Genomic DNA, 20,774 nt, shown 5'->3' with positions numbered 1-20,774 from the left:
TTTTATTTTAGTTTAATCTCCTGCCGAAAAGTTTTCCGGATGACGGGGATTAGCGTCCTTGTAAGTCGACATGATGTATTTCAAATCGGCATCCGGATCATCCGAGGGAACAAACCGAGGTCCCCACGTGCAATATTTATCTTTATAATCGATTCTGCCCAGATACACGGGAACACCCGCCTCTCTCGCGATTACCAGAAATCCTTTCTTCCATTTCTTTCGCTTTTTGCGACTTCCTTCCGGGGTAATCGTCAGGTACATCACGTCCCGCTTATTAAACTCCTCCACCATCCGCTCTACAAGATGATTTTCTTTATTTCCCCGGTCAACGGGAATCACGTTCAAGGCTCTCAGGATAGCCCCCAAGGGAAAAAAGAAAAATTCCTTCTTCATTAATATATAAGTAGGAATCCCATAACTCATGAACGTGAGCTTTCCCCATATAAAATCCATAATAGAAGTATGCGGCACGGAAATCACCACCGCTTTTTTATCCACGGGCAAACTTCCCTTGAGTTTCCAACCGAACATTTTCAGTATCAGACGTGCGATATATTTCATAGCTTTTACTATTTCCTAAAATCTTGCCAAAGTTAGTACTTTTCCGGAAATAACACCTAACTAAAATAGGACACAATATTTTTTATTGCAAATATATCGAACAAGAACACGATTCTCTATCCTATACACTCGTGCCGTATTTTCTGTCTCGAATAATTAATTAACAACACTTCGCTTCACTTGAATAACGTGAAGCGAAGTATAATATAAACTTTTCCAACGATAATACAGACTATTATTTCTGAACTTTAACCCACTTTATGGCATCAGCAACGACAACTTGCGGGTCACTATCTTTGTCAGCGGAATTACGTTTACGATCCCTGTCACTCAATATCACCCTTCCCTTCCCGTGGAAATCAAAAACACCCAAGGACAACCATCCCCCATCATCCTTACTCATAGAAAGCACAACCTCGTGTTCTTCCTTCCCGTCAAATACGGTATAATAGTACTCCCTTAAGAAATCACTGATTCTGTTTCTTTCAAAAGGTTGATAACAAAATACCTCGTATGTTCCCTCGGGTAAATCAGTTTCCCATTGTACTTTTTGGTTACCCTTGCCGGCTTGTTTAAAATACGCTCCTTTCACGGGAAAACCATAACCACCAGCCTCTTTGACCGTAAAACCCCAGTGATCTTCAGGGGGAAACTTGTAATACTTGGCACGAGTCTCGACTTGTCCGAACAAAGAAGCTATATTAAACTTTCTGGTTTCAAGGATAGTGAATCCCGGATCAGCGTCATCCACGATAATCTCGTTCTCGTTCACAGTTGAGAACGAGGTCGAATCGAGGGGTAAATACCACGTGGTGGTGTCGGTATAGACATCCCTTTTCTCGCTTGATAATTCAACATATCCCGGGATATTTAAAGCCATAATGGTATATATGTTAGTATTATCAGCAGATACATGCGCTCTTATAGCCCGTCCTTCTCCCGGAGGAATAATCCACATTTCCGGTCGGTAACCACTCGTCTGGACAATACCCGGCACTTTTCCCCGGTTAAACACCTTGATATCGTACGTATTGTGCATACGATACCTCTCATCCACCACATAAATGACGTGACCGTCTATCTCGAAAAGAGGTAACTCGTTACTTCTAAACCAATTCATAACAATGGAGTCCAACCTAACATTAAAATGGGCGAAGACTTCTCGAGAAAATTCCTCTAGAGTCGTTTCCTCGAAAAGGTGTCGCTTGAGGAAATCATGATAAGCATCGTTAAATTCTTTTTTCCCGATTCTGATCGCCAACAGAGCGTTTAACTCCATACATTTTTTGCGGATAATCTTATCAAGCAGATCCGGGGACAATAAGGGATCACTCAAAGCCTCTTCCAGACTATGCTCTTTCATGTAATCGAGGACATAGTACTCTATATCCGTCCCATGCTCCCAACTTAAGTTGGGATTAAAAGCCAAAGACAAGACATCATTAATCAAAGGACACTCGTCAGAGTAAACGAAACTCGTGTTACCCATACCGCTTGATTCCAGACCATAACTTCCTCGCTCAAACAGTTGAAATTCATTATCAAACCATAATTGAGTTTCTGGTTCTTCGTACGATCGTAATTGAGTTTTCAATCTCTTGTTGTCAGAAAAGAAAGACATGTCCACCGAGTATTTCTTTTCCGGGAGAAATATCATTCCCCCTTGTACCCTTTCTCCCTCCTGCAAGGCCTTCCCCGTGAACACATGAAAAGCACACGGCACTTCCACTATGGTGATCCAACTGTAAGGATATTGTAGCGTGGGATCAACGGCAATTTTATTCATCATGCGTTTTACGGCATAATTGTTATTATTACCATAAAATCCTATTGAAACTTTAGCACTTTCGATTATGTTCTTCCACTCCTCTTTAGGGATTTTATCATAAATATCGAGCATAAACTCATGTTCGGGCAAGTAGAAAAACTCTACCCGCGTCGGATATTCATCCTTTGCAAACTTCGATATTTTAGAGTCAGGAATTGATTGATCCCATTCCCATCTTTTCTCATCACTACCGACTATGATTTCCCGTTTTTTGTAATTACCTACACAAAGACTAATTCCTTTCATGTCATGCTCGAAGGTGAACATTGTCTTCCCATGCGTTTCCCGATTCGCCTCTCCCTGGCATATTGCCACCAAATTCGGATCATGTTCCACTTCCAATTTGTAGCGGGTAAACATGGCTCGCCTGAAACCGGATGCATCGTAGGGAGGCACACTGACCGGGTACCAAGCACATTCCGGCGTGAGTAATTTGTACCCTTTCTCGCAAAATGCGGGACTATAACCGAAATGGTAAATATCAATTGTGTTCACTGCCGGGGAAGCATACTTCTCTTCCGGGGTATCGAGAAAACAAAAACTATTGTCGATTTTCCCCTCGTATTTCACGATCACTTCTTTTGTCTCGCCGGGAGAAACCTTACAGTCCGCAAGAAGCACTTGCAGTTCACGCTGGTACTTGACATTTGCCCCGTCTACGGTAACCGAGGAGATCACAAGTCCGGGATTCAAATAAAGAATCAAAGGAAGTTCCTCGTTATCCTTGTTTGCTACAGTCATTCGACTGGTCACGAAGATACCCCCGTTTTCCGTTTCTTTCAAATGGAGTTGATTGTCGGCAATTTTTAAAACCTTTCTGGGGGTGTACTTTGAATAAGTTTCCCGGAATGCTTCCCGTTCATTAGACACGGATTGGAAACCGTAAGCGACCGCAAAACCTCCGGCAAGAAGCAAGGGAAGCAGTGTCACACGTGCCAATCGGAATGCCACCCGCACATTATTATGAATCCTAGGGTAAGGGATCACGGCAAGAACAGCCAGCCCTATCCCGAGGAACAAGATAAATACCCGTTGCAGCAAGTAACTACCGGGGGGCACGTGGCCTGTGAAATCGGAAAACATATTGGGAATCCTTGCCGCCAGAGGGTCAAATAACCCGTTTAGCCAAACCGAACCGGGAAGGGTCATCAATCCAAGAATTAACGCCAAAAAAATCACACTCAAGCCTTGATTCCTCGTTAGCCTTGACACAAGAGTAGATACCCCCAAGCAAAAGATAAGGGTTGGAAGGTTTAGCGTCAACCAATAAAATAGGTAATACCCGATGTTAAACACCTTGGGATAAAAAAGAAGGTTCAGCAATCCGCAAAAACCGAGGATTAACACGTTGATTATGGAGATAGCAACGAGTTTTCCCACTATGCTCCCTGCCGCACTCTCCGAGTTCCCTTGCGGGTGAACGTTCAAGGCATCCCTACTATCCACACGGACTAATCTCGTGTCGTTGATAACGAGTACCGTCACGAAGAAAAGTTGCAAGATGTTGAACAAGTAAGCACACGTGAAGGGAATGGATGAAGGTAATGCCCGGGATACCCATTCCATCGGAGGTTGCCTTAAAAGTTGATCGATACTTTTGACATGAGGCAAAGCAGACAACGGCGTGAACACGTAAAGGACGATTCCCACGATTCCAAGAATTACAAACATCCAAAAGATGACATTCCGTCGGGCACGTTTGAACCCATATAAAGTTTCAATAAAGACATGATTACCGCTCATAACGCTCAATTTTGATTGTATAACACCTGCTCAAAAGTATCATTTTGATAAAAGAAAGTTCATAGTTAAGAATTACTTCAAGAATATTTCCAATATATCTTGAAGTAATTCTTGCCGACAAACCGAATAGAATTATTTTTATCTCGACAATTCAACAAATAGTCGCGCCGTCGATATAGCCTCTCCATATCTGTTTTGAAATTTCACCACATACACTCCAGCATCTTCTGGAAATACATCTACTATTGTCAATTTTGCAGTATTTTTTTTCATATAAAATTGGAACCTTCCCCCAACTGGTAATATTTCTCCATTCTTGTACCATACCGCCAAACAATCAGATGACGAAACAGTGGCAACAAAGGTAATAGAACTTCCTTCTGGAGCTATAAGATCCTTGAGCGGTCTGACTATTTGGGGTGCATAACCTACAAGTGCAACCCTCTCTTGGAAATTCACACTATTTTGCTCTATAATTCTACTTTCCCCATTGAATCCTGTCAACCCTAAAAATAACGCGATGATAAAAACGATCCTCTTTTTCATGTTATTTGTATTTTAAATTAGTAAATAATTAGTATTACAAAAATATTAAAATAAATTCATATATCAAAGAATTTACCCTATTTTTAAAAAGATTAAAAAAATAGTTCATTAGGCAATATAGTATATTTTTAGCTATTTTGAAAATCATCAAATTTAATAAGAATAATTTTCCATATATCGGCAATATACTAAATACTTCTTCGTATTTTGATAAAATTCAAGCAAACACAAAAAAAACTAATCATAATATCATTATTTTCTTGAATTACCATTCTTGATTTCGACCCGCTTCATGATATTAGCAATAATATCTCACTACCATTCACGACATTTTACCTTTAATTATTCAATATCCACTCAAAAATACGAATCCAAAGAATTTCTATTAAAAACAACACCGTTTTATTCAGTGAAATCTTTGCCGTTTCAAAAACAATTACTACTTTTGCCGAGCGAAAATTTAACCTCAGGGGTACACCAAGCGGAGAAATGCCCACCCCATGGTATTAACTTAAAAATGAATTAGAACAATGTACGCAATTGTAGAAATCGCAGGACAACAATTCAAAGTTGAGAAAGACCGTAAAGTCTATGTTCACAGACTGGCTGCAGAAGAAGGTTCTCAAGTAGAATTTGACAAAGTGTTTTTAGTGGACAACGAAGGAGATATCAAAATCGGTACTCCAATTGTAGAAGGAGCCAAAGTTACGGCAAAAGTATTATCTCACTTGAAAGCTGACAAAGTAATCATTTTCAAGAAAAAGAGAAGAAAAGGATACTGCAAAAAGAACGGTCATCGTCAATGTATGACTCAAATTCAGATCGAAACGATCAACGCTTAATTTATTTTGTAACTTCTAAAATTATAAGACGATATGGCACACAAGAAAGGAGTCGGTAGCTCTAAGAACGGTCGTGAATCAGAAAGCAAACGATTAGGAGTAAAGATTTTCGGCGGACAATTCGCCAAGGCTGGTAGTATTATTGTTCGTCAAAGAGGAACTGTACACAACCCCGGTTTGAACGTGGGATTAGGTAGAGATCATACCTTGTTTGCGTTGATCGACGGAAAAGTTGTTTTCAAAAAGAAACAAGACAACAAATCGTACGTTTCTGTTGAAGCTATTGCCGAGTAAACAGAAAAATGAACATATTTCGAACTCCTGTCCTTGGTAAAGTACAGGAGTTTTTTTATTTTTACACCCCGGAACAACGGTATCCTCAAAAGCCTTTTGTTCCCGTAATCTAAAATCTAAAACCTAAAATTAAGACGGGATGCTAAACCTTAAATTTATTCAGGAAAACAAAGAAACGGTGATTCGTAAATTAGCCGTGAAAAACTTTGATGCCAAGGAATTAGTAGAAAAAATCATCTCTCTTGACAACGAGAGAAAGAACCTTCAAAAAGAATCAGACGATAAACAAGCCGAAATGAATAGCATCTCGAAACAAATCGGCTCGTTGATGAAAGAAGGAAAAAAAGAGGAAGCGGAAACTGCCCGTGCAAACACCACCCGTTTGAAAGAGGAAATCGCCGCATTGACAACCAAGCACAACGAAACGCTGAACGAGTTGAACACGCTCATCGTGCGCCTGCCGAACCTTCCCCACGACTCCGTACCTCCCGGCAAAAGCGATGCCGACAACGTGATCGTGAAAGTATGCGACAATGTGCCCGCCCACGAGGAAGGACAACTCCCCCACTGGGATCTGGCAAAGAAATATCAATTAATCGATTTCGAGGTAGGTGTAAAAATCACCGGAGCCGGATTCCCCGTGTACAAAGGATTGGGAGCCCGTTTACAAAGAGCCTTGATCTATTTCTTTCTGGAGGAAAACATCAAAGCCGGGTTCGAGGAAGTACAACCGCCCCTTGTGGTGAATGAAGATTCCGGCTTCGGAACCGGACAATTGCCCGACAAGGACGGACAAATGTATTACGTGAACGAGGATAAACTTTACCTTATCCCGACAGCAGAAGTTCCGGTAACGAACCTTTACCGGGATGTTATTCTTGACGCGGACCAGTTGCCGGTAAAAAACACAGCCTATTCGGCTTGTTTCCGCCGGGAAGCGGGTTCATACGGTAAGGACGTGCGCGGATTGAATCGTCTGCACCAGTTCGATAAAGTGGAAATCGTGCAAATCACTCGCCCGGAAGCGTCTTACGAGGCTCTGGACGGTATGGTAAAACACGTGGAAGGCTTGTTGCAAAAACTGGAACTACCTTACCGTATCGTTCGGTTGTGCGGTGGTGACCTGAGTTTCACGTCTGCCCTTACTTACGATTTCGAGGTATATTCCAAAGCCCAGAATCGTTGGTTGGAAGTCAGTTCCGTCTCCAATTTCGAGGAATACCAAGCGAATCGCTTGAAACTGCGTTTCCGGGACAAAGGAGAGAAGAAAACCATCATGGCTCACACGCTTAACGGTAGTGCGCTAGCTCTGCCGAGAATCGTAGCTTCCTTGCTGGAAAATAACCAAACACCGGAAGGCATCCGTGTACCCGACGTTTTACGCGGATTCATGGGTACGGACTATATCAGATAATAATCAATTTAGGACATGACCGTCAGCGGTCACGTCCTAAATTTCATCTCGACACCTATGCGTTTTATCTACAACACAACATTCCACGTCGAAGAAGAAATAGAGGGGGCATTCAGAAAAGCCATCCACGAATTTTATATTCCTTTCGTCAAAACCAAAGGAGTATGCTGTGACGTTCTGTTCACCAGAATACTGGTAAATGAAGAGGATGGGAAATCATTCTCCCTGCAACTCGTTTTCTCCGTTGCAGACGATTACGCTGTTTTCATGGAATTATACAAAGAAAAATTACTGGGTGTATTGACAGAAATGTTCGGAGAAAGAATGCTTCATTTCAGCACCACGCTGGAAGAAGTATAGAAATCTAAAGGATATGGAAAAACTAATCATGGGCATCGATCCCGGAACTAATTTCATGGGATACGCGATTCTCCGCACTACCGGAAAGAACAGCAGACCCGAACTTGTCGTGTCCGGAGTCGTGGACATGAAGAAACTGGATGATCCATATCTGAAGTTACAACGGGTATTCCAGAGAACCCTGCAAGTCATTGACTCCTATCACCCGGACGAATTAGCCATTGAATCACAGTTTTACGGGAAAAACATCCAATCCATGCTCAAGTTGGGACGTGCGCAAGGCGTAGCTATAGCTGCCGCGCTGCAACGCAACATACCTATCTTCGAGTACGCTCCTAAAAAAATCAAGATGAGCATCACGGGTACAGGAGAGGCATCAAAAGAACAGATTGCCATCCTGTTAGGCAAGTTTATGGTTATGCCAGACACCATTTCGACACTGGACGAAACGGACGCTATCGCCATCGCTTATTGCCACCATATACAAGGCAACCTTCCGACAACAGGCGGTTCCAAATGCAAAGACTGGGGAGATTTCATCAAACAGAATCCGGATAAAGTTTTGTAAAGCGATAAATTGCTTTACAAAGTTGCAAGTAACAAGTTGAGCCTACGGCTCTGCAAGTTGCAGGTTGGCTTTTATACAATAGCAAATAGGGTCATAGCCTCCGCTATAACCCTATTCAACAATGCAAAGTCAAACAATTTTAATCAACAATATTCAAATAAATCGTTTCTTGCGCGTAAGGATAAAATTCTCTATCCATCTGAGCTTTTTCTTTCATTTGCGGATCAAGCTGTATCGCTTTCTGCAAAGCGTCAGCCATGGTCTGCGTATCTTTCAATCTGGCAGCAGCTACAGCCATCAAGTAATATTCATATCCTGTCGTCAAGTTCAAACTCTTGAAGGTCTGTAAAGCGGCACGATTGTCATTAGCCATCAATTGCGCATAAGCAAGGTTTACATCGGGCATTGCTTTCAAGTAAGGAATAGCCTTGTTATACTCGCCTTGCTGCAATAGCAACATACCTAAATTGTACTTGGCCTCTTTCTTGATAGATGCTTTGGAATACATATTTTGGGCTTGCGCGTTATTTCCCTCGTTTTGGTAGACAATACCCAGATTATTGAACACTTCCGGTTGCTCTTTCATCACGGCAGCCGACTCCAACAACTTCTTGGCTTTCCGGTAATCCTTATTCCGGATAGCCATAGCGGCCAAATCATTCAATAAACTCACGTCAGTCTGTGCAGACAACACTGAATTTTCCTGTAATTGAGGTACATAATAAGCAGTTGCCTGATTCTCTACCTGTATAACAGCAGGCATCGTGTAGAATATAAAAAAGTCAGCACGACGAAGAACAGGAAGAACAACATCTTTCAACTCCGGAACCGACTTGATATATGAATCAAGAACAGCTTCACGTTTTGCCAAACTCGGGGCAGCCTTCAAATCTTTCACGATCGCGGCTTTATTCCGTATATTAGAGTCATCCAACAACAGATACAAACCATCCCAATTCTCGTCTACCAAATTAGACACGATAAGTTTGGAATCCTTTGCCACCGGAGTATTTGCCAGAGCAAGGTCTTTCTCGAAGAAAGACTTGGCAGCCTTGAAACGGTTCGTCGTTAGATTCTTGTTCAATCTCTCCGGTCCTTCAGGAGAACTGGAAACATACATGACCATCTTCGTGATCTTGGCATCCTTATTAGCCAACACTTCTTTCATAACCTTGGCGGCCTGCGTCATCACGGTTGATTTCTTTTGCGCGTCCGTGATCACGGATTGAGATAACGGGAACAATACATAACCGCTGACCACACCTACGCCCGTAGCGGGAACATCTTTCACGAATGTTTCGGTAAACAACGGTATCGCGTTAGGATTATTAGGTAAGGAATAAGCGTAAGTTTTCCACTCTTTCACCCCGTTCGTGTTCAATATAGCAGGAGTCAAAGTAACGCTCTTGTTCTTCATGATTGCCTCGATATCCGCGATTAGCACGCCTTTCTGCATACCGTCACGGTACGGGAAAGACAAATTATAAGTTGCCATTGTATTACCCTTGTACTCTACCACGGGATAATCCGTTCCTTTCACTTTCTCTCCTTGGAAATAAAGTGGTGCCATAGCCTCTTCTCCACCGGGATATTGCATCTTGGGAGTCACTTTCAAAATTAACTTCTTATAAAACTGCTTGGGAGCGAAAGCAATATTATAATTAAAATTCACCGTTCCATCCACCGCTGTCAACTGCTGAGGTGAGACCTTCCCCACTACTGCCGTTTCGATGGCTTCTCTCTCTAACTTCTTCATGGTATTACACCCCACCATCAAGAAAGAAAGCATCAAAATAACTCCACTAGTTATCAAAGATAATTTTTTCATAGTTCTCTTTTTTTGCGTTCAACTTATTCCATTCATTAAAAATGTTCATATTTTTCAATTCATATCCTCTATAACGAATTTTATTGAATAAGGTTTTTTATCTTTGTCAAAACTTTTGAAGTAAGAGAGAGCAATTCACAATAATTATGGAAGAAACTGTTAAACCGATATACATTGAACAACTTTTTAAGAGCAAAAATCCAAAATTAGCACGCTGGATTCCTAAATTCGTTTATTCATTCTTAAAAAGATTAATTTGCCAGGACCAAATCAACGATTTTATCTCGAAATACGGGGACCGCAAGGGACTCGATTTCGCTGACGGAGTCATGGAATACCTTGACTTATCCTTTAAAATCGAGGGAGAAGAAAACCTTCCCGATCCCAACGGACGATATATATTCGCCGCCAACCACGTTCTCGGCGGTCCGGACGGAATTATACTAATCTCCTATTTAGGTAGAAAATACAGTCCGTTAAAATTCCCGGTAAACGATTTGTTGATGAACTTGAAGAACTTGAACAACATCTTCCTGCCGGTCAACAAGCACGGGGCTCTGGCAAAAGAAGCCGCTGCCGATCTCGAAAACGCTTTCGCTTCCGACGCGCAAATAATCACCTTCCCGGCAGGGATGGTCAGCCGTAAGACCAAGGGGGTAATCATTGATCCCGAGTGGCAAAAGAGTTTTATCGTGAAAGCCGTGAAATACCAACGTGATATTGTTCCGATACACGTGAAAGGCGAGAACTCCAAGTTCTTCTACAACCTCGCTAACTTCAGAAAAAAAATAGGCTTGAAAGTAAACCTCGAAATGATGTGCCTTCCCAAGGAAACATTCAATAAAAAAGGTTCTACATTCACATTAAGTATAGGTAAACCCATTCCGTGGGAAACGTTCGATAAAAGTAAGACTCCCAAAGAGTGGGCAGCAGAAGTGAAAAAAAACGTATATAGTTTATAGATTCTAAATTATGCAACCAGTTATTTATCCTGTCGATAAAGCAAAATTGCTAGCTGAATTAACGGAAGAAAGATTTATCCGGAAAACCAATAAAGGCAATAATGAAATATACTCGTTCAATGCCTTCAACAGTCCCAACCTCATGAGAGAGGTCGGACGGTTACGTGAATTGACTTTCAGGACAGCGGGGGGCGGAACAGGAAAAGAAGTAGATATAGACCCGTTCGACGTGGATGAACAGGTACCCTATCAGCAACTTATCGTGTGGGACCCGAAAGAGCAGGAAATACTGGGTGGCTACCGTTATATCCTTTGCGACAACCTCTCTCTGAACGCGGAGGGAGAGCCCAATCTCGCGACCACGGAGTTATTCCGTTTTTCAGAGCGATTCAAAAAGGAGTACCTCACCAAGATGATAGAACTCGGACGCTCTTTCGTTCAACCTTTGTATCAATCCACCAAAATGGGACGGAAATCCCTTTTTGCCTTGGATAATCTATGGGACGGATTGGGAGCCCTTACCGTGGAGAACCCGGAGATGGAATACTTCTTCGGTAAAGTCACCATGTACACCAGCTTCAACATAAAAGCCCGCGACATGATACTTTTCTTCATGCGCAAGTATTTTAAAGACAACGAAGGATTGGTTGAACCAATCGTTCCTTTGGAAATACATATCGACGATAGAAAACTCGGCAGCATCCTCTGCGGGAACAGTTACGAGGAAGATTACAGGATACTTTCCCGTTACGTGCGTGAACAAGGGGAAAACATACCTCCTCTCGTGAACGCCTACATGAGCCTGTCGCCCTCGATGAAATCATTCGGCACGGCGATAAACCCGGGATTCGGCGGTGTGGAAGAAACAGCTATTTTAATTAAAATAGCCGACGTCTACGATACGAAAAAAGCGCGTCATATTTCAACATATATCCCCCGCATATTACGCTTGAGGAAGTTCTGAGCCCACGGTCACGAAGATCAAACTGATACCGATAGCGAAATACACCAACGACTCGATGATATGCATAATCAACGAGAAACGGTTGTTTTGCATCAAACGACGGGATAATCGGTCTGCCAACAAAGCTACCAGCGAGAATATAACGATAGCCTGTGCCATAAAAAGCACGCCCAGCAACAGGAATTCACCTGCCGGATTCTCCGTTGCCGGATTGACGAATCCGGGAAAAAACGCTATAAAAAACACGAGAACCTTGGGGTTCAAGACATTCATCAGAATACCCTTGCGGTATAGCTTGTATTCCGCTCCCCCGGAAGCAGGCAACTCCATCGAGTTCTCGTTACGATGAATGAAAGACTTGATACCCAGATAGATTAAATACCCCGCCCCCAGATACTTCAGCACGGCAAAGGCCACCGGAGATTTGTACAGAATCAAGGAAAGTCCCAAACTGACTGCCGCCGTGTGAGCGATCAACCCGGTACACAACCCACAAGCAAAAATGATTCCCGCCTTTTTTCCCCGGATAATACTTTGTGTTATCACGAACAAAATATCGGGTCCCGGCATCAATGTCAACAGAATTGCCGCACCCAGAAATCCCAATATATTCATAAAATGAGTCTATAAAGTTCATAAAGTTTATAAGGTTTATAAAGTGACGGGTGTCCTTCGGACTATATTTATCGACAGCTAAAGCTGTCGTGGACAAAGCGCCCCGCAGGGGGCTATGAACCTTATAAACTTTATGAACTTTATAAACCTTATAAACTACTAATTCGACTATTACAACAAGTTACTAGCCACCTCTGCAAGGTAACTCCGTTCCCCTTTCTCCAGATGCACGTGGGCGAAAATCTCTTGTCCCTGCATTCGGTCGAACAGATGTGACAAACCGTTAGACTGACGATCCAGATAAGGAGAATCGATCTGGTCAATATCTCCCGTGAACACCATCTTCACCCCTTCTCCGGCACGTGTGATAATCGTCTTCACCTCATGCGGGGTAAGGTTCTGGGCTTCGTCAACGATAAAGAACACGTTTGACAAGCTCCGTCCGCGGATGTATGCCAACGCGGAAATAACCAAACGTTCGTCTTTCAACATATCATCAATCAAGCGGTTCTCCTGACTATGCATATTATAACGATGCTTGATAACCGCCAGATTATCGAATAGAGGCTGCATATAAGGACCTACTTTCTCGTTCACGTCACCCGGTAAATACCCTAAATCTCTATTGGATAATGCCACGATAGGACGAGCCAGATAAATCTGCTCGAAAGCCTTATTTTGTTGCAATGCCGCCGCTAACGCCAACAATGTCTTACCCGTTCCCGCCTTACCACTCAAGGCAACAAGGGATATATTCGGGTTCATCAATGCATCCAACGCGAATGCCTGCTCCGAGTTCTTCGGATAGATACCGAAAGTATTCAACTTCTCCACTTTCCGCACAACTCTCCGCGTAGGATCATAACAGGCCAGAACGGAATTACTGCCATTCTTTAATATGTAATAATTATTTCCTTTAATATCCTCTTTCGGGAAGAACGTTTCCACCGGAACCCCGGCTTCCCCGCTCTCGTAAAGTTTGGCGATCAAGTCTTGCGAGAAATCCTCTTTCGTGATCACGCACTTGCTCAACGACACTTCCAAATTCTTCACTTGATCCGTCTTATAGTCCTCTGCCAAAATATCCAGAGACCTCGCTTTCATCCTCAAATTCATATCTTTCGACACCAAAACAACCTTTTCACCCTTCCTCTTCTCTGTAATATAAGCGGCAATAGCCAATATCCTGTGATCCGGAATATCCTCACTGAACGACTCGTTTATCTTCTCGTTAAACGGCACTCCCGTCTGGATAAAAAGATTTCCTTTGCCTTTACCCAAAGAAGCTCCTTTAACAAAGAAATCCTCCCCCGAAATCTGATCCAATTCCCGCGCAAACTCCCGCGCGTGGTAATTAATCTGGTCATTTCCCCGTTTGAATTTATCCAACTCCTCGAGAACCGTTATCGGGATAACGATATCATTATCCTCGAAATTGTAAATCGATCTATAATCATGAAGGATAACGTTCGTATCTAATACAAATGTCTTTTTAGTTTTACTCTTTGCCATAATTGTAGTATTTCAAAACACTGACAAGTTAATAAATTAATTAACAAAAAAAGCGGCTTAGCCGCTTTTTTTTAATGTATAAACCGGAACATCCTGTTCCATCGTATCTTACCCAAGAAAGATTTATCCTTATCCAAGGAAAGCCAGATGAAATAAGCCTTACCCACGATATGATCTTCGGGCACGAATCCCCAGTAACGGGAGTCCGCCGAATTATGACGATTATCACCCATCATCCAATAGTAATCCATTTTGAAGGTATATTTATCCGCTGGATTCCCGTTTATATAGATAACGGAATCCTTCACTTCCAGCTTATTCTCCTCGTAAGCCCCGATAATACGCTCGTACAAAGGTAAATTCTCGATAGTCAGATCAATCGTTTCCCCCTTCTTCGGAATCGGCAGCGGACCGAAATCATCTCTCGTCCACGGGTAAGCCTCACTATACGGGAACACCTCTCCCCGCTCCGTCTCTCGAGTAACAGAAACCACGTTAGGCATCGCCTTGATCTTCTCCAACATCTCCGGTGTTAAAGGCAACTTATAATTATTATTGTAATATTGAATGTCATCCAAAGCAATCCCCATCTCCTGCAACTTCAATTGATTAAACGGGGAAGTCACCTTAATATGATAATTCAACTGCATGGTAGCGTAATTCTCTTCCTTTTGCCCGTTCACGTATAACACGGCATCTTTCATCTCCAACACATCTCCCGGCATCCCCACGCATCTCTTGATATAGTTTTCCCGTTTATCCACCGGGCGGGCGATGATGTCCTTCTCTTTCCATATTTGATTCCGGGCAAACGTCCATGCTTCTTCCGGTGTCAAATCCATATTTTTTTCTTTAGCAACCTGCTCCATGTAGTTCGCATGGCTACGTATCTGTGAATAATAGTCCGGATTCTCGTTCCCCACGACAACCGTATCCCCCGCTGGGAAATTAAACACGACAATATCATTCCGTTTCACCTTGCCCAACCCGCCGATGCGCTTGTAAGGCCACTGTATTGCCTCGGAATACGCTTTCGTGGATTGCGTGAAAGGTAAGGTATGATGTGTAAAAGGTACTGATAAAGGGGTGTTCGGCAACTTCGGTCCGTAAGCGACCTTACTCACGAACAAATAATCCCCCACGAGCATGGTTTTCTCCATGGAAGACGTCGGGATCGTGTACGCCTCGAAAAAAAACATTCTGATCAGCGTGGCGGCAATAACGGCAAATATCAAAGCATCAATCCACTCGACGGCTTTCGTTTGCTTCTCCACGTTCTTTTTCTTCCAGAATGCCCAATGTACTTTCTTCGAGATATAGATATCAAACAATACAGGTACCCCGATCAGCAACCACCAACTCTGTACCCACAACGTCCACAACAAGTATATAAAAAGAACTATCCCGAACTTAAACCATTTATTTGTCAATACATTTCTCATATCTTCGTTCTTAATTCTAAACTTTTAGTTTTTAACTTTCAACTCCAAAAGATCATCCATCCCGTAAACCCCCTTCTTCCCGGCAAGAAATTCAGCAGCCATCACGGCACCTTGAGCAAAGCCGTCACGGGAAAAGGCGGAATGATATATCTGAATCTCGTCCACTTCCGATTTATACGTCACGGCATGAATACCGGGCACTTCTCCTTCACGCTTTGCCTTGATCGGCAACTCGCCGGCTTTCACCTCTCCTTCATCCAGTTTCCAAGAAGAATATTTCGGGTGTTCCTCTAAAATTCCTTCAGCCAAAGTAATTGCCGTACCACTGGGTGCATCCAGTTTATGTACATGGTGCGTTTCCTCCACGAATACCTTATAATTATCAAACCCCGCCATGGTCTTAGCCAACCATCGGTTCAAGTGAAAAAATATATTCACCCCTATACTGTAATTCGACGCGTAAAAGAACGCCCCCCCCGTCTCGTTGCATAATTCCGTCACTTCGCTCCATCTCTCCAGCCACCCGGTTGTACCGGATACCACGGGAACCCCGTTGCGAAAACACCAGCCGTAATCATCCACGGCAACAGCCGGGGTTGTAAACTCTATCGCCACGTCCGCTTGCTTCAACTGCTCGTCCGTACACGAAGCCCGATTTGTTTCATCCACGATTAAAACAATCTCGTGACCGCGCTCCCGAGCCAATCGTTCGATAGCTTTTCCCATTCTCCCGTATCCTAGTAATGCAATCTTCATTATTCTAAATAAATAAAATATACCACTGACACGCAAAGGTAACATTTTAATTAAAAAAAAAGGCTACCCGAGGGCAGCCTTTTTCCGATATTTTATAATTACTAAGCTAACTCTTTCACTTTCGCCACTACAGCTTTGAAAGCTTCCGGTTGATTCATAGCCAGATCAGCAAGAACTTTACGGTTCATGTTTACTTCAGCCTTATGAACCAAGCCCATAAATTTGGAGTAAGTTAAACCTTCCATTCTAACCGCGGCATTAATTCTCTGAATCCACAGTGCTCTAAATTCTGATTTTTTCTTCTTTCTGTCACGGTACGCGTACGTCAAACCTTTTTCATACGTGTTTTTAGCAACCGTCCAGACATTTTTTCTTGCACCAAAGTTACCTCTGGTCTGTTTTAAAACCTTTTTTCTACGTGCTCTCGAAGCAACGGCATTTTTAGCTCTTGGCATAATTCTTGTTTTTTTTGAATGTTAGCGTTCTTTTCAGAAACTTGTCAGGCATAACATTCCGGTTAATTACTTTTAATTTAATTTCTTAGATTAGATACAAAGCATCTTTCTCACGGTAGCCATGTTAGTAGAATCAACAATAGCACTATGAGTCAAATTTCTTTTTCTCTTCGTTGCTTTTTTCGTCAAAATATGACTTTTGAAAGCATGTTTTCTTTTAATCTTCCCGGTAGCGGTCAGAACGAATCTTTTCTTCGCGCTACTTACACTCTTCATCTTTGGCATTTGTTCTAAATTTAATTGTGTTTCAGAATATGTAATTATAAAAAATCCTTTCAATTCAAATTTTAGATTTTAAATTTTAGATTTCATTCTAAATTCTAAAACCCAAATTCTAAACTATTTTTTAGGAGTAATCATCACAATCATCTTCTTCCCCTCCAGCATGGGAGCGGATTCCAATTTACCGTAATCTTCCAAAGCATCGACAAAGCGTTCCAACAATGTAGCCCCTTGATCCTTAAACAAGATAGAGCGTCCCTTGAAAAAAACGTAGGCTTTCACCTTAGCACCCTCTTTCAAGAACTCAATCGCGTGTTTCAACTTGAAATTGAAATCATGGTCATCTGTCTGGGGTCCGAAACGAATCTCCTTCACGACCACTTTCACGCTCTTGGCTTTAATCTCTTTCTGCTTTTTCTTCAACTGGTACAGAAACTTACTATAATCAATAATCCTGCACACGGGTGGATCGGCATTGGGAGATATTTCTACCAGATCCGCTCCGGCAGCTTCAGCCATCGCTAAAGCCTCTTTCACGGGATAAACCCCCGGTTCCACGTTTTCACCAACGACTCTCACAGAAGCGGCTCTTATCTGCTCGTTAATTCTGTGCTGTGGCTTGTCACTTTGACCTCTGCCCCTAAATTCCATTGTCCTTGCTATAATTAATCCTCCTTTTATTATTTATTTTCATTGTAGATAGCGTTCAACTGCATCTCTACCTCTTTATTTATCATCTCTGCAAACTCTTCCGTCGACATCGATCCCTTGTCACCTTCACCCTGACGGCGCACGGAAACTTTATTTTCGTTCATTTCCTGCTCCCCGACAATCAACATGTAAGGAATCTTTTTCAACTCGTTATCACGTATCTTCCGACCTATCTTCTCGTTACGGTCGTCTAAAACGGTGCGAATGTCGGAATTATTTAAGAAATTTACAACTTTTTCCGCGTAATCGTTATATTTTTCGCTAATCGGAAGCACTACAACCTGATCCGGGGTCAACCACAAGGGGAATTTACCACCCGTGTGCTCGATCAAAACCGCCACGAAACGCTCCATACTTCCGAACGGCGCGCGGTGGATCATCACCGGACGATGCTTCTGGTTATCGGCACCCGTGTATTCCAAATCGAAACGTTCCGGCAGGTTGTAATCCACTTGAATCGTACCCAATTGCCATTTCCGACCGATAGCGTCTTTCACCATGAAGTCCAATTTCGGACCGTAGAACGCGGCTTCACCCAATTCCACGGTAGTTGTCAGACCTTTCTCGGCAGCAGCCTCGATGATGGCAGTTTCCGCCTTCTCCCAGTTCTCGTCCGAACCGATATATTTCTCCTTGTTATTCGGGTCTCTCAACGATACCTGCGCCGTGAAGTTCTCGAAATCCAACGCTTTGAAGATCGTGAATATAATATCAATCACTTTCTTGAACTCATCCTTCAATTGATCGGGCGTACAGAACAAGTGAGCGTCATCTTGAGTAAAACCGCGTACCCTTGTCAACCCGTGCAATTCACCACTCTGCTCGTAACGATACACCGTACCGAACTCGGCAAAACGCACCGGAAGATCCTTGTACGAGCGGGGCTTAAACTTGTATATCTCGCAATGATGCGGGCAGTTCATCGGTTTCAACATGAACTCCTCGCCTTCTTGCGGCGTGGTGATCACTTGGAAACTATCCTTCCCGTACTTCTGGAAGTGCCCGGAAGTCTTGTACAAGTTCACGTTACCGATATGCGGGGTAATTACCTGCTCGTAACCGTATTTCTTCTGTACCTTTCTCAAAAAAGCCTCCAAACGGTCGCGCAACATGGCGCCTTTCGGCAACCACATGGGTAATCCCGAACCCACGGCTTGCGAGAACATGAACAATTCCATCTCCTTGCCTATCTTGCGGTGGTCACGCTTCTTCGCCTCCTCCATCAACACGTTCCACTCGTCCAACATCTTCTGCTTCGGGAAAGTGATACCGTAGATACGGGTCAGCATCTTATTGTGCTCGTCCCCTCTCCAGTATGCCCCGGCAACGGATGTCAACTTGATCGCTTTGATATAGGATGTATCGGGCAAGTGCGGTCCGCGACACAAGTCCGTGAAATCCCCCTGACGGTAATACGTGATCGTACCGTCTTCCAAATCATTGATTAACTCAACTTTATATGTTTCGTCGAGGGATGAAAAATGATTCAACGCCTCTTGCTTGCTAACGTCTATCCTGCAATACTCCTCGTTTTTCCTTGCCAACTCCAGCATCTTCTTTTCAATCTCCACTAAATCTTTCTCTTGGATGGCAACACCTTCTCCGGGATCCACGTCATAGTAGAAACCATTCTCGATAGCCGGTCCTATACCGAACTTGATATTCGGGTAAAGAGCCTGCAAAGCTTCTGCCATAAGGTGTGCAGACGAGTGCCAGAAAGCATGGCGTCCCTCTTCGTCGTCCCATGTATACAGCTTAATCTCGGCGTCTGTCGTTATCCCCCGCGTCAAGTCCCACGTGACTCCATTGACGGATATCGACAACACTTCCTTAGCCAGCTTATGGCTAATCGACTTAGCTATGTCCATGCCGGTAACCCCGGACTCGAACTCTTTTACATTCCCATCGGGAAATTTAATCTTTACCATTCTGCTTTCTTTTAGTTATTACTAATTGTAATTTACAAGTTGCAAAAGTACGAAAAAACATCGGAAAAACAACACACGAGTAATAGATTCGATCAGATTTAATCGACTACATTTAAGAAAAATACAAAACTCTTACAACTTCCGGGCTTTATATTGTTTATTCCTCGAACAAAGATAATACAAACATATCTATATCTCGTGTTCGGATAAAAAAAGTCCCCAACTTTTCCCAAGACATCCCACGACTGCCAGTAGACCTGTACCATAGGACGGCTATTAGGCGACTTTTGCCTGACTGTTAGGCGACATCGCCTACACTTCGCCTACTTATCGCCCACTCTTAGCCCACGTTTTTGCAAAAAATACGCTTATTTAACACACTTGAAAAACATGTCTTCCCATTCTTTTACCCCCCAAACAAACAGCAAACAACATCCACCGGTAGAGATTATCCCCGGCATCCCCCTTGTGACACACCTAACCCGAAGAGATTGAACCTATTCCTGCCCGTGCAATTTATTAAATAGGATTGCCAGATTCGTGTAAATAGTACTATTCTGGACAGCTATATGCGAAGGTACTTTAATGCGCGCGGGGGTAAAATTCCAAATGGCTTTGATTCCCCATGCCACCATTAAATCGGCTACCGCTTGCGCGCAATCTGCCGGAACCGTGATGATTCCGATGGCCACGTTACATTCGGTGGGCATACCGCGGAACTGATCGATATGAAATATCTCCACGTCATTGATTTTCGTGCCGATTTTCGATTTATCCACGTCGAAAGCCTTTTGGATATTCAGACCGAAGTTTCTCAATCCCTTATCTTGCAACAAGGCTCCTCCTAACGAACCGGCTCCCACGAGAAAAGCGTTATTCATCTTATTGAATCCGAGAAAATCATCAAGGATTTCCACGAAATTGTCCACCTCGTACCCCACCCGAGTCTTACCGGATATCCCGGTATGTGATAGATCTTTCGTCACTTGCGTGGCATCAATTTCCATGTATTCGGCTATTCTTGTCGATGACACGTACTTCTCTCCCTGCTTCTGCAAGGTTTTCACGAATGAAAGATAAGCAGGCATCCGCCTGAGTACCGGAACCGGAACTATTTTACTATCGTTAGCCATATATCGTCAATAATTTCGCTGCAAATTTAT

At 43.0% G+C, this 20,774-nt stretch carries 20 protein-coding genes; 7 read left to right on the top strand and 13 right to left on the bottom strand.

Annotation, left to right across the window (positions count from 1 at the left end; all coding sequences use genetic code 11):
* Window positions 1–12: 12 nt before the first annotated feature.
* The 3 genes from ACK8P8_RS07125 to ACK8P8_RS07115 all read right to left on the bottom strand — a co-directional run bounded on the left by ACK8P8_RS07125 (window position 13) and on the right by ACK8P8_RS07115 (window position 4,678).
* The gene (locus ACK8P8_RS07125; protein WP_186975278.1) at window positions 13–561 is read right to left on the bottom strand and encodes a 1-acyl-sn-glycerol-3-phosphate acyltransferase; all 549 of its coding nucleotides are present in this window, start codon (window positions 559–561) and stop codon (window positions 13–15) included.
* A gap of 235 nt (window positions 562–796) precedes the next feature.
* Complete coding sequence (locus ACK8P8_RS07120) at window positions 797–4,132, bottom strand: golvesin C-terminal-like domain-containing protein (RefSeq protein WP_369860626.1); 3,336 nt, start codon at window positions 4,130–4,132, stop codon at window positions 797–799.
* A 138-nt stretch (window positions 4,133–4,270) separates the two neighbouring features.
* Window positions 4,271–4,678 carry an immunoglobulin domain-containing protein gene (locus tag ACK8P8_RS07115; protein ID WP_227214606.1) on the bottom strand — a complete coding sequence of 136 codons (408 nt, stop codon included), beginning with the start codon at window positions 4,676–4,678 and terminating at the stop codon, window positions 4,271–4,273.
* 530 nt (window positions 4,679–5,208) lie between these two features.
* Between ACK8P8_RS07115 and rplU the strand changes: the two genes are divergently transcribed.
* From rplU to ruvC, 5 genes are all read left to right on the top strand, one after another.
* Window positions 5,209–5,520 carry a 50S ribosomal protein L21 gene (gene rplU / locus ACK8P8_RS07110; protein ID WP_099292284.1) on the top strand — a complete coding sequence of 104 codons (312 nt, stop codon included), beginning with the start codon at window positions 5,209–5,211 and terminating at the stop codon, window positions 5,518–5,520.
* Between the two features lie 33 nt (window positions 5,521–5,553).
* A complete protein-coding gene (rpmA, locus tag ACK8P8_RS07105; protein WP_099292283.1) occupies window positions 5,554–5,814 on the top strand; it encodes a 50S ribosomal protein L27 in 261 nt (86 codons plus the stop codon).
* A gap of 139 nt (window positions 5,815–5,953) precedes the next feature.
* Entirely contained in the window at window positions 5,954–7,228 is a 1,275-nt protein-coding gene (gene serS, locus ACK8P8_RS07100; RefSeq protein WP_186975275.1) for a serine--tRNA ligase, read from the top strand.
* A gap of 57 nt (window positions 7,229–7,285) precedes the next feature.
* Window positions 7,286–7,588: a DUF4286 family protein gene (locus tag ACK8P8_RS07095; protein WP_292267336.1), complete on the top strand. Its 303-nt coding sequence runs from the start codon at window positions 7,286–7,288 to the stop codon at window positions 7,586–7,588.
* 13 nt (window positions 7,589–7,601) lie between these two features.
* Window positions 7,602–8,156 carry a crossover junction endodeoxyribonuclease RuvC gene (ruvC, locus tag ACK8P8_RS07090; protein WP_186975273.1) on the top strand — a complete coding sequence of 185 codons (555 nt, stop codon included), beginning with the start codon at window positions 7,602–7,604 and terminating at the stop codon, window positions 8,154–8,156.
* Between the two features lie 139 nt (window positions 8,157–8,295).
* Here the strand turns inward: ruvC and ACK8P8_RS07085 are convergent, their stop codons facing one another.
* A complete protein-coding gene (locus ACK8P8_RS07085; RefSeq protein WP_410025668.1) occupies window positions 8,296–9,984 on the bottom strand; it encodes a tetratricopeptide repeat protein in 1,689 nt (562 codons plus the stop codon).
* A gap of 146 nt (window positions 9,985–10,130) precedes the next feature.
* On the opposite strand from ACK8P8_RS07085, the gene glsA reads away from it, so the two are divergent.
* Together glsA and glsB are read left to right on the top strand one after the other, a co-directional pair.
* Window positions 10,131–10,946 (top strand): lyso-glycine lipid O-acyltransferase GlsA, encoded by an 816-nt coding sequence (glsA, locus tag ACK8P8_RS07080; RefSeq protein WP_227214604.1) that lies wholly within the window; start codon window positions 10,131–10,133, stop codon window positions 10,944–10,946.
* A 10-nt stretch (window positions 10,947–10,956) separates the two neighbouring features.
* A complete protein-coding gene (glsB, locus tag ACK8P8_RS07075) occupies window positions 10,957–11,910 on the top strand; it encodes a glycine N(alpha)-acyltransferase GlsB (RefSeq protein WP_186975271.1) in 954 nt (317 codons plus the stop codon).
* Here the strand turns inward: glsB and ACK8P8_RS07070 are convergent.
* The 9 genes from ACK8P8_RS07070 to ACK8P8_RS07030 all read right to left on the bottom strand — a co-directional run bounded on the left by ACK8P8_RS07070 (window position 11,890) and on the right by ACK8P8_RS07030 (window position 20,744).
* A complete protein-coding gene (locus ACK8P8_RS07070; protein WP_410025667.1) occupies window positions 11,890–12,525 on the bottom strand; it encodes a LysE family translocator in 636 nt (211 codons plus the stop codon). The genes glsB and ACK8P8_RS07070 overlap by 21 nt on opposite strands.
* A 171-nt stretch (window positions 12,526–12,696) precedes the next feature.
* Complete coding sequence (locus tag ACK8P8_RS07065; protein ID WP_099292275.1) at window positions 12,697–14,037, bottom strand: PhoH family protein; 1,341 nt, start codon at window positions 14,035–14,037, stop codon at window positions 12,697–12,699.
* 71 nt (window positions 14,038–14,108) lie between these two features.
* On the bottom strand, window positions 14,109–15,479 hold the full coding sequence (lepB, locus tag ACK8P8_RS07060; RefSeq protein ID WP_186975269.1) for a signal peptidase I: 1,371 nt from the start codon (window positions 15,477–15,479) through the stop codon (window positions 14,109–14,111).
* Window positions 15,480–15,503: 24 nt separating this feature from the next.
* Complete coding sequence (gene dapB, locus ACK8P8_RS07055) at window positions 15,504–16,235, bottom strand: 4-hydroxy-tetrahydrodipicolinate reductase (protein WP_099294517.1); 732 nt, start codon at window positions 16,233–16,235, stop codon at window positions 15,504–15,506.
* Window positions 16,236–16,336: 101 nt separating this feature from the next.
* A complete protein-coding gene (rplT, locus tag ACK8P8_RS07050; protein WP_099292273.1) occupies window positions 16,337–16,690 on the bottom strand; it encodes a 50S ribosomal protein L20 in 354 nt (117 codons plus the stop codon).
* Window positions 16,691–16,780: 90 nt separating this feature from the next.
* Entirely contained in the window at window positions 16,781–16,975 is a 195-nt protein-coding gene (gene rpmI / locus ACK8P8_RS07045; protein WP_099292272.1) for a 50S ribosomal protein L35, read from the bottom strand.
* Between the two features lie 114 nt (window positions 16,976–17,089).
* On the bottom strand, window positions 17,090–17,623 hold the full coding sequence (infC, locus tag ACK8P8_RS07040) for a translation initiation factor IF-3 (protein WP_099292271.1): 534 nt from the start codon (window positions 17,621–17,623) through the stop codon (window positions 17,090–17,092).
* 29 nt (window positions 17,624–17,652) lie between these two features.
* Window positions 17,653–19,611 (bottom strand): threonine--tRNA ligase, encoded by a 1,959-nt coding sequence (thrS, locus tag ACK8P8_RS07035; RefSeq protein ID WP_410025664.1) that lies wholly within the window; start codon window positions 19,609–19,611, stop codon window positions 17,653–17,655.
* A gap of 497 nt (window positions 19,612–20,108) precedes the next feature.
* Window positions 20,109–20,744 carry a redox-sensing transcriptional repressor Rex gene (locus ACK8P8_RS07030; protein ID WP_099292265.1) on the bottom strand — a complete coding sequence of 212 codons (636 nt, stop codon included), beginning with the start codon at window positions 20,742–20,744 and terminating at the stop codon, window positions 20,109–20,111.
* Window positions 20,745–20,774: the final 30 nt, after the last annotated feature.

The organism is Butyricimonas muris (assembly GCF_046365375.1).
In the GTDB taxonomy this organism is placed as follows: Bacteria; Bacteroidota; Bacteroidia; order Bacteroidales; family Marinifilaceae; genus Butyricimonas; species Butyricimonas muris.
The sequence above is the reverse complement of the archived record's forward strand: the minus strand, read 5'-3'. Positions and strand labels throughout refer to the sequence as shown.

Excerpts from the sequence above, each read along its gene's own strand:
- ACK8P8_RS07125 (WP_186975278.1), bottom strand. The coding sequence starts at position 561 with ATGAAATATATCGCACGTCTGATACTGAAAATGTTCGGTTGGAAACTC.
- ACK8P8_RS07120 (WP_369860626.1), bottom strand. The coding sequence starts at position 4,132 with ATGAGCGGTAATCATGTCTTTATTGAAACTTTATATGGGTTCAAACGT.
- ACK8P8_RS07115 (WP_227214606.1), bottom strand. The coding sequence starts at position 4,678 with ATGAAAAAGAGGATCGTTTTTATCATCGCGTTATTTTTAGGGTTGACA.
- rplU (WP_099292284.1), top strand. The coding sequence starts at position 5,209 with ATGTACGCAATTGTAGAAATCGCAGGACAACAATTCAAAGTTGAGAAA.
- rpmA (WP_099292283.1), top strand. The coding sequence starts at position 5,554 with ATGGCACACAAGAAAGGAGTCGGTAGCTCTAAGAACGGTCGTGAATCA.
- serS (WP_186975275.1), top strand. The coding sequence starts at position 5,954 with ATGCTAAACCTTAAATTTATTCAGGAAAACAAAGAAACGGTGATTCGT.
- ACK8P8_RS07095 (WP_292267336.1), top strand. The coding sequence starts at position 7,286 with ATGCGTTTTATCTACAACACAACATTCCACGTCGAAGAAGAAATAGAG.
- ruvC (WP_186975273.1), top strand. The coding sequence starts at position 7,602 with ATGGAAAAACTAATCATGGGCATCGATCCCGGAACTAATTTCATGGGA.
- ACK8P8_RS07085 (WP_410025668.1), bottom strand. The coding sequence starts at position 9,984 with ATGAAAAAATTATCTTTGATAACTAGTGGAGTTATTTTGATGCTTTCT.
- glsA (WP_227214604.1), top strand. The coding sequence starts at position 10,131 with ATGGAAGAAACTGTTAAACCGATATACATTGAACAACTTTTTAAGAGC.
- glsB (WP_186975271.1), top strand. The coding sequence starts at position 10,957 with ATGCAACCAGTTATTTATCCTGTCGATAAAGCAAAATTGCTAGCTGAA.
- ACK8P8_RS07070 (WP_410025667.1), bottom strand. The coding sequence starts at position 12,525 with ATGAATATATTGGGATTTCTGGGTGCGGCAATTCTGTTGACATTGATG.
- ACK8P8_RS07065 (WP_099292275.1), bottom strand. The coding sequence starts at position 14,037 with ATGGCAAAGAGTAAAACTAAAAAGACATTTGTATTAGATACGAACGTT.
- lepB (WP_186975269.1), bottom strand. The coding sequence starts at position 15,479 with ATGAGAAATGTATTGACAAATAAATGGTTTAAGTTCGGGATAGTTCTT.
- dapB (WP_099294517.1), bottom strand. The coding sequence starts at position 16,235 with ATGAAGATTGCATTACTAGGATACGGGAGAATGGGAAAAGCTATCGAA.
- rplT (WP_099292273.1), bottom strand. The coding sequence starts at position 16,690 with ATGCCAAGAGCTAAAAATGCCGTTGCTTCGAGAGCACGTAGAAAAAAG.
- rpmI (WP_099292272.1), bottom strand. The coding sequence starts at position 16,975 with ATGCCAAAGATGAAGAGTGTAAGTAGCGCGAAGAAAAGATTCGTTCTG.
- infC (WP_099292271.1), bottom strand. The coding sequence starts at position 17,623 with ATGGAATTTAGGGGCAGAGGTCAAAGTGACAAGCCACAGCACAGAATT.
- thrS (WP_410025664.1), bottom strand. The coding sequence starts at position 19,611 with ATGGTAAAGATTAAATTTCCCGATGGGAATGTAAAAGAGTTCGAGTCC.
- ACK8P8_RS07030 (WP_099292265.1), bottom strand. The coding sequence starts at position 20,744 with ATGGCTAACGATAGTAAAATAGTTCCGGTTCCGGTACTCAGGCGGATG.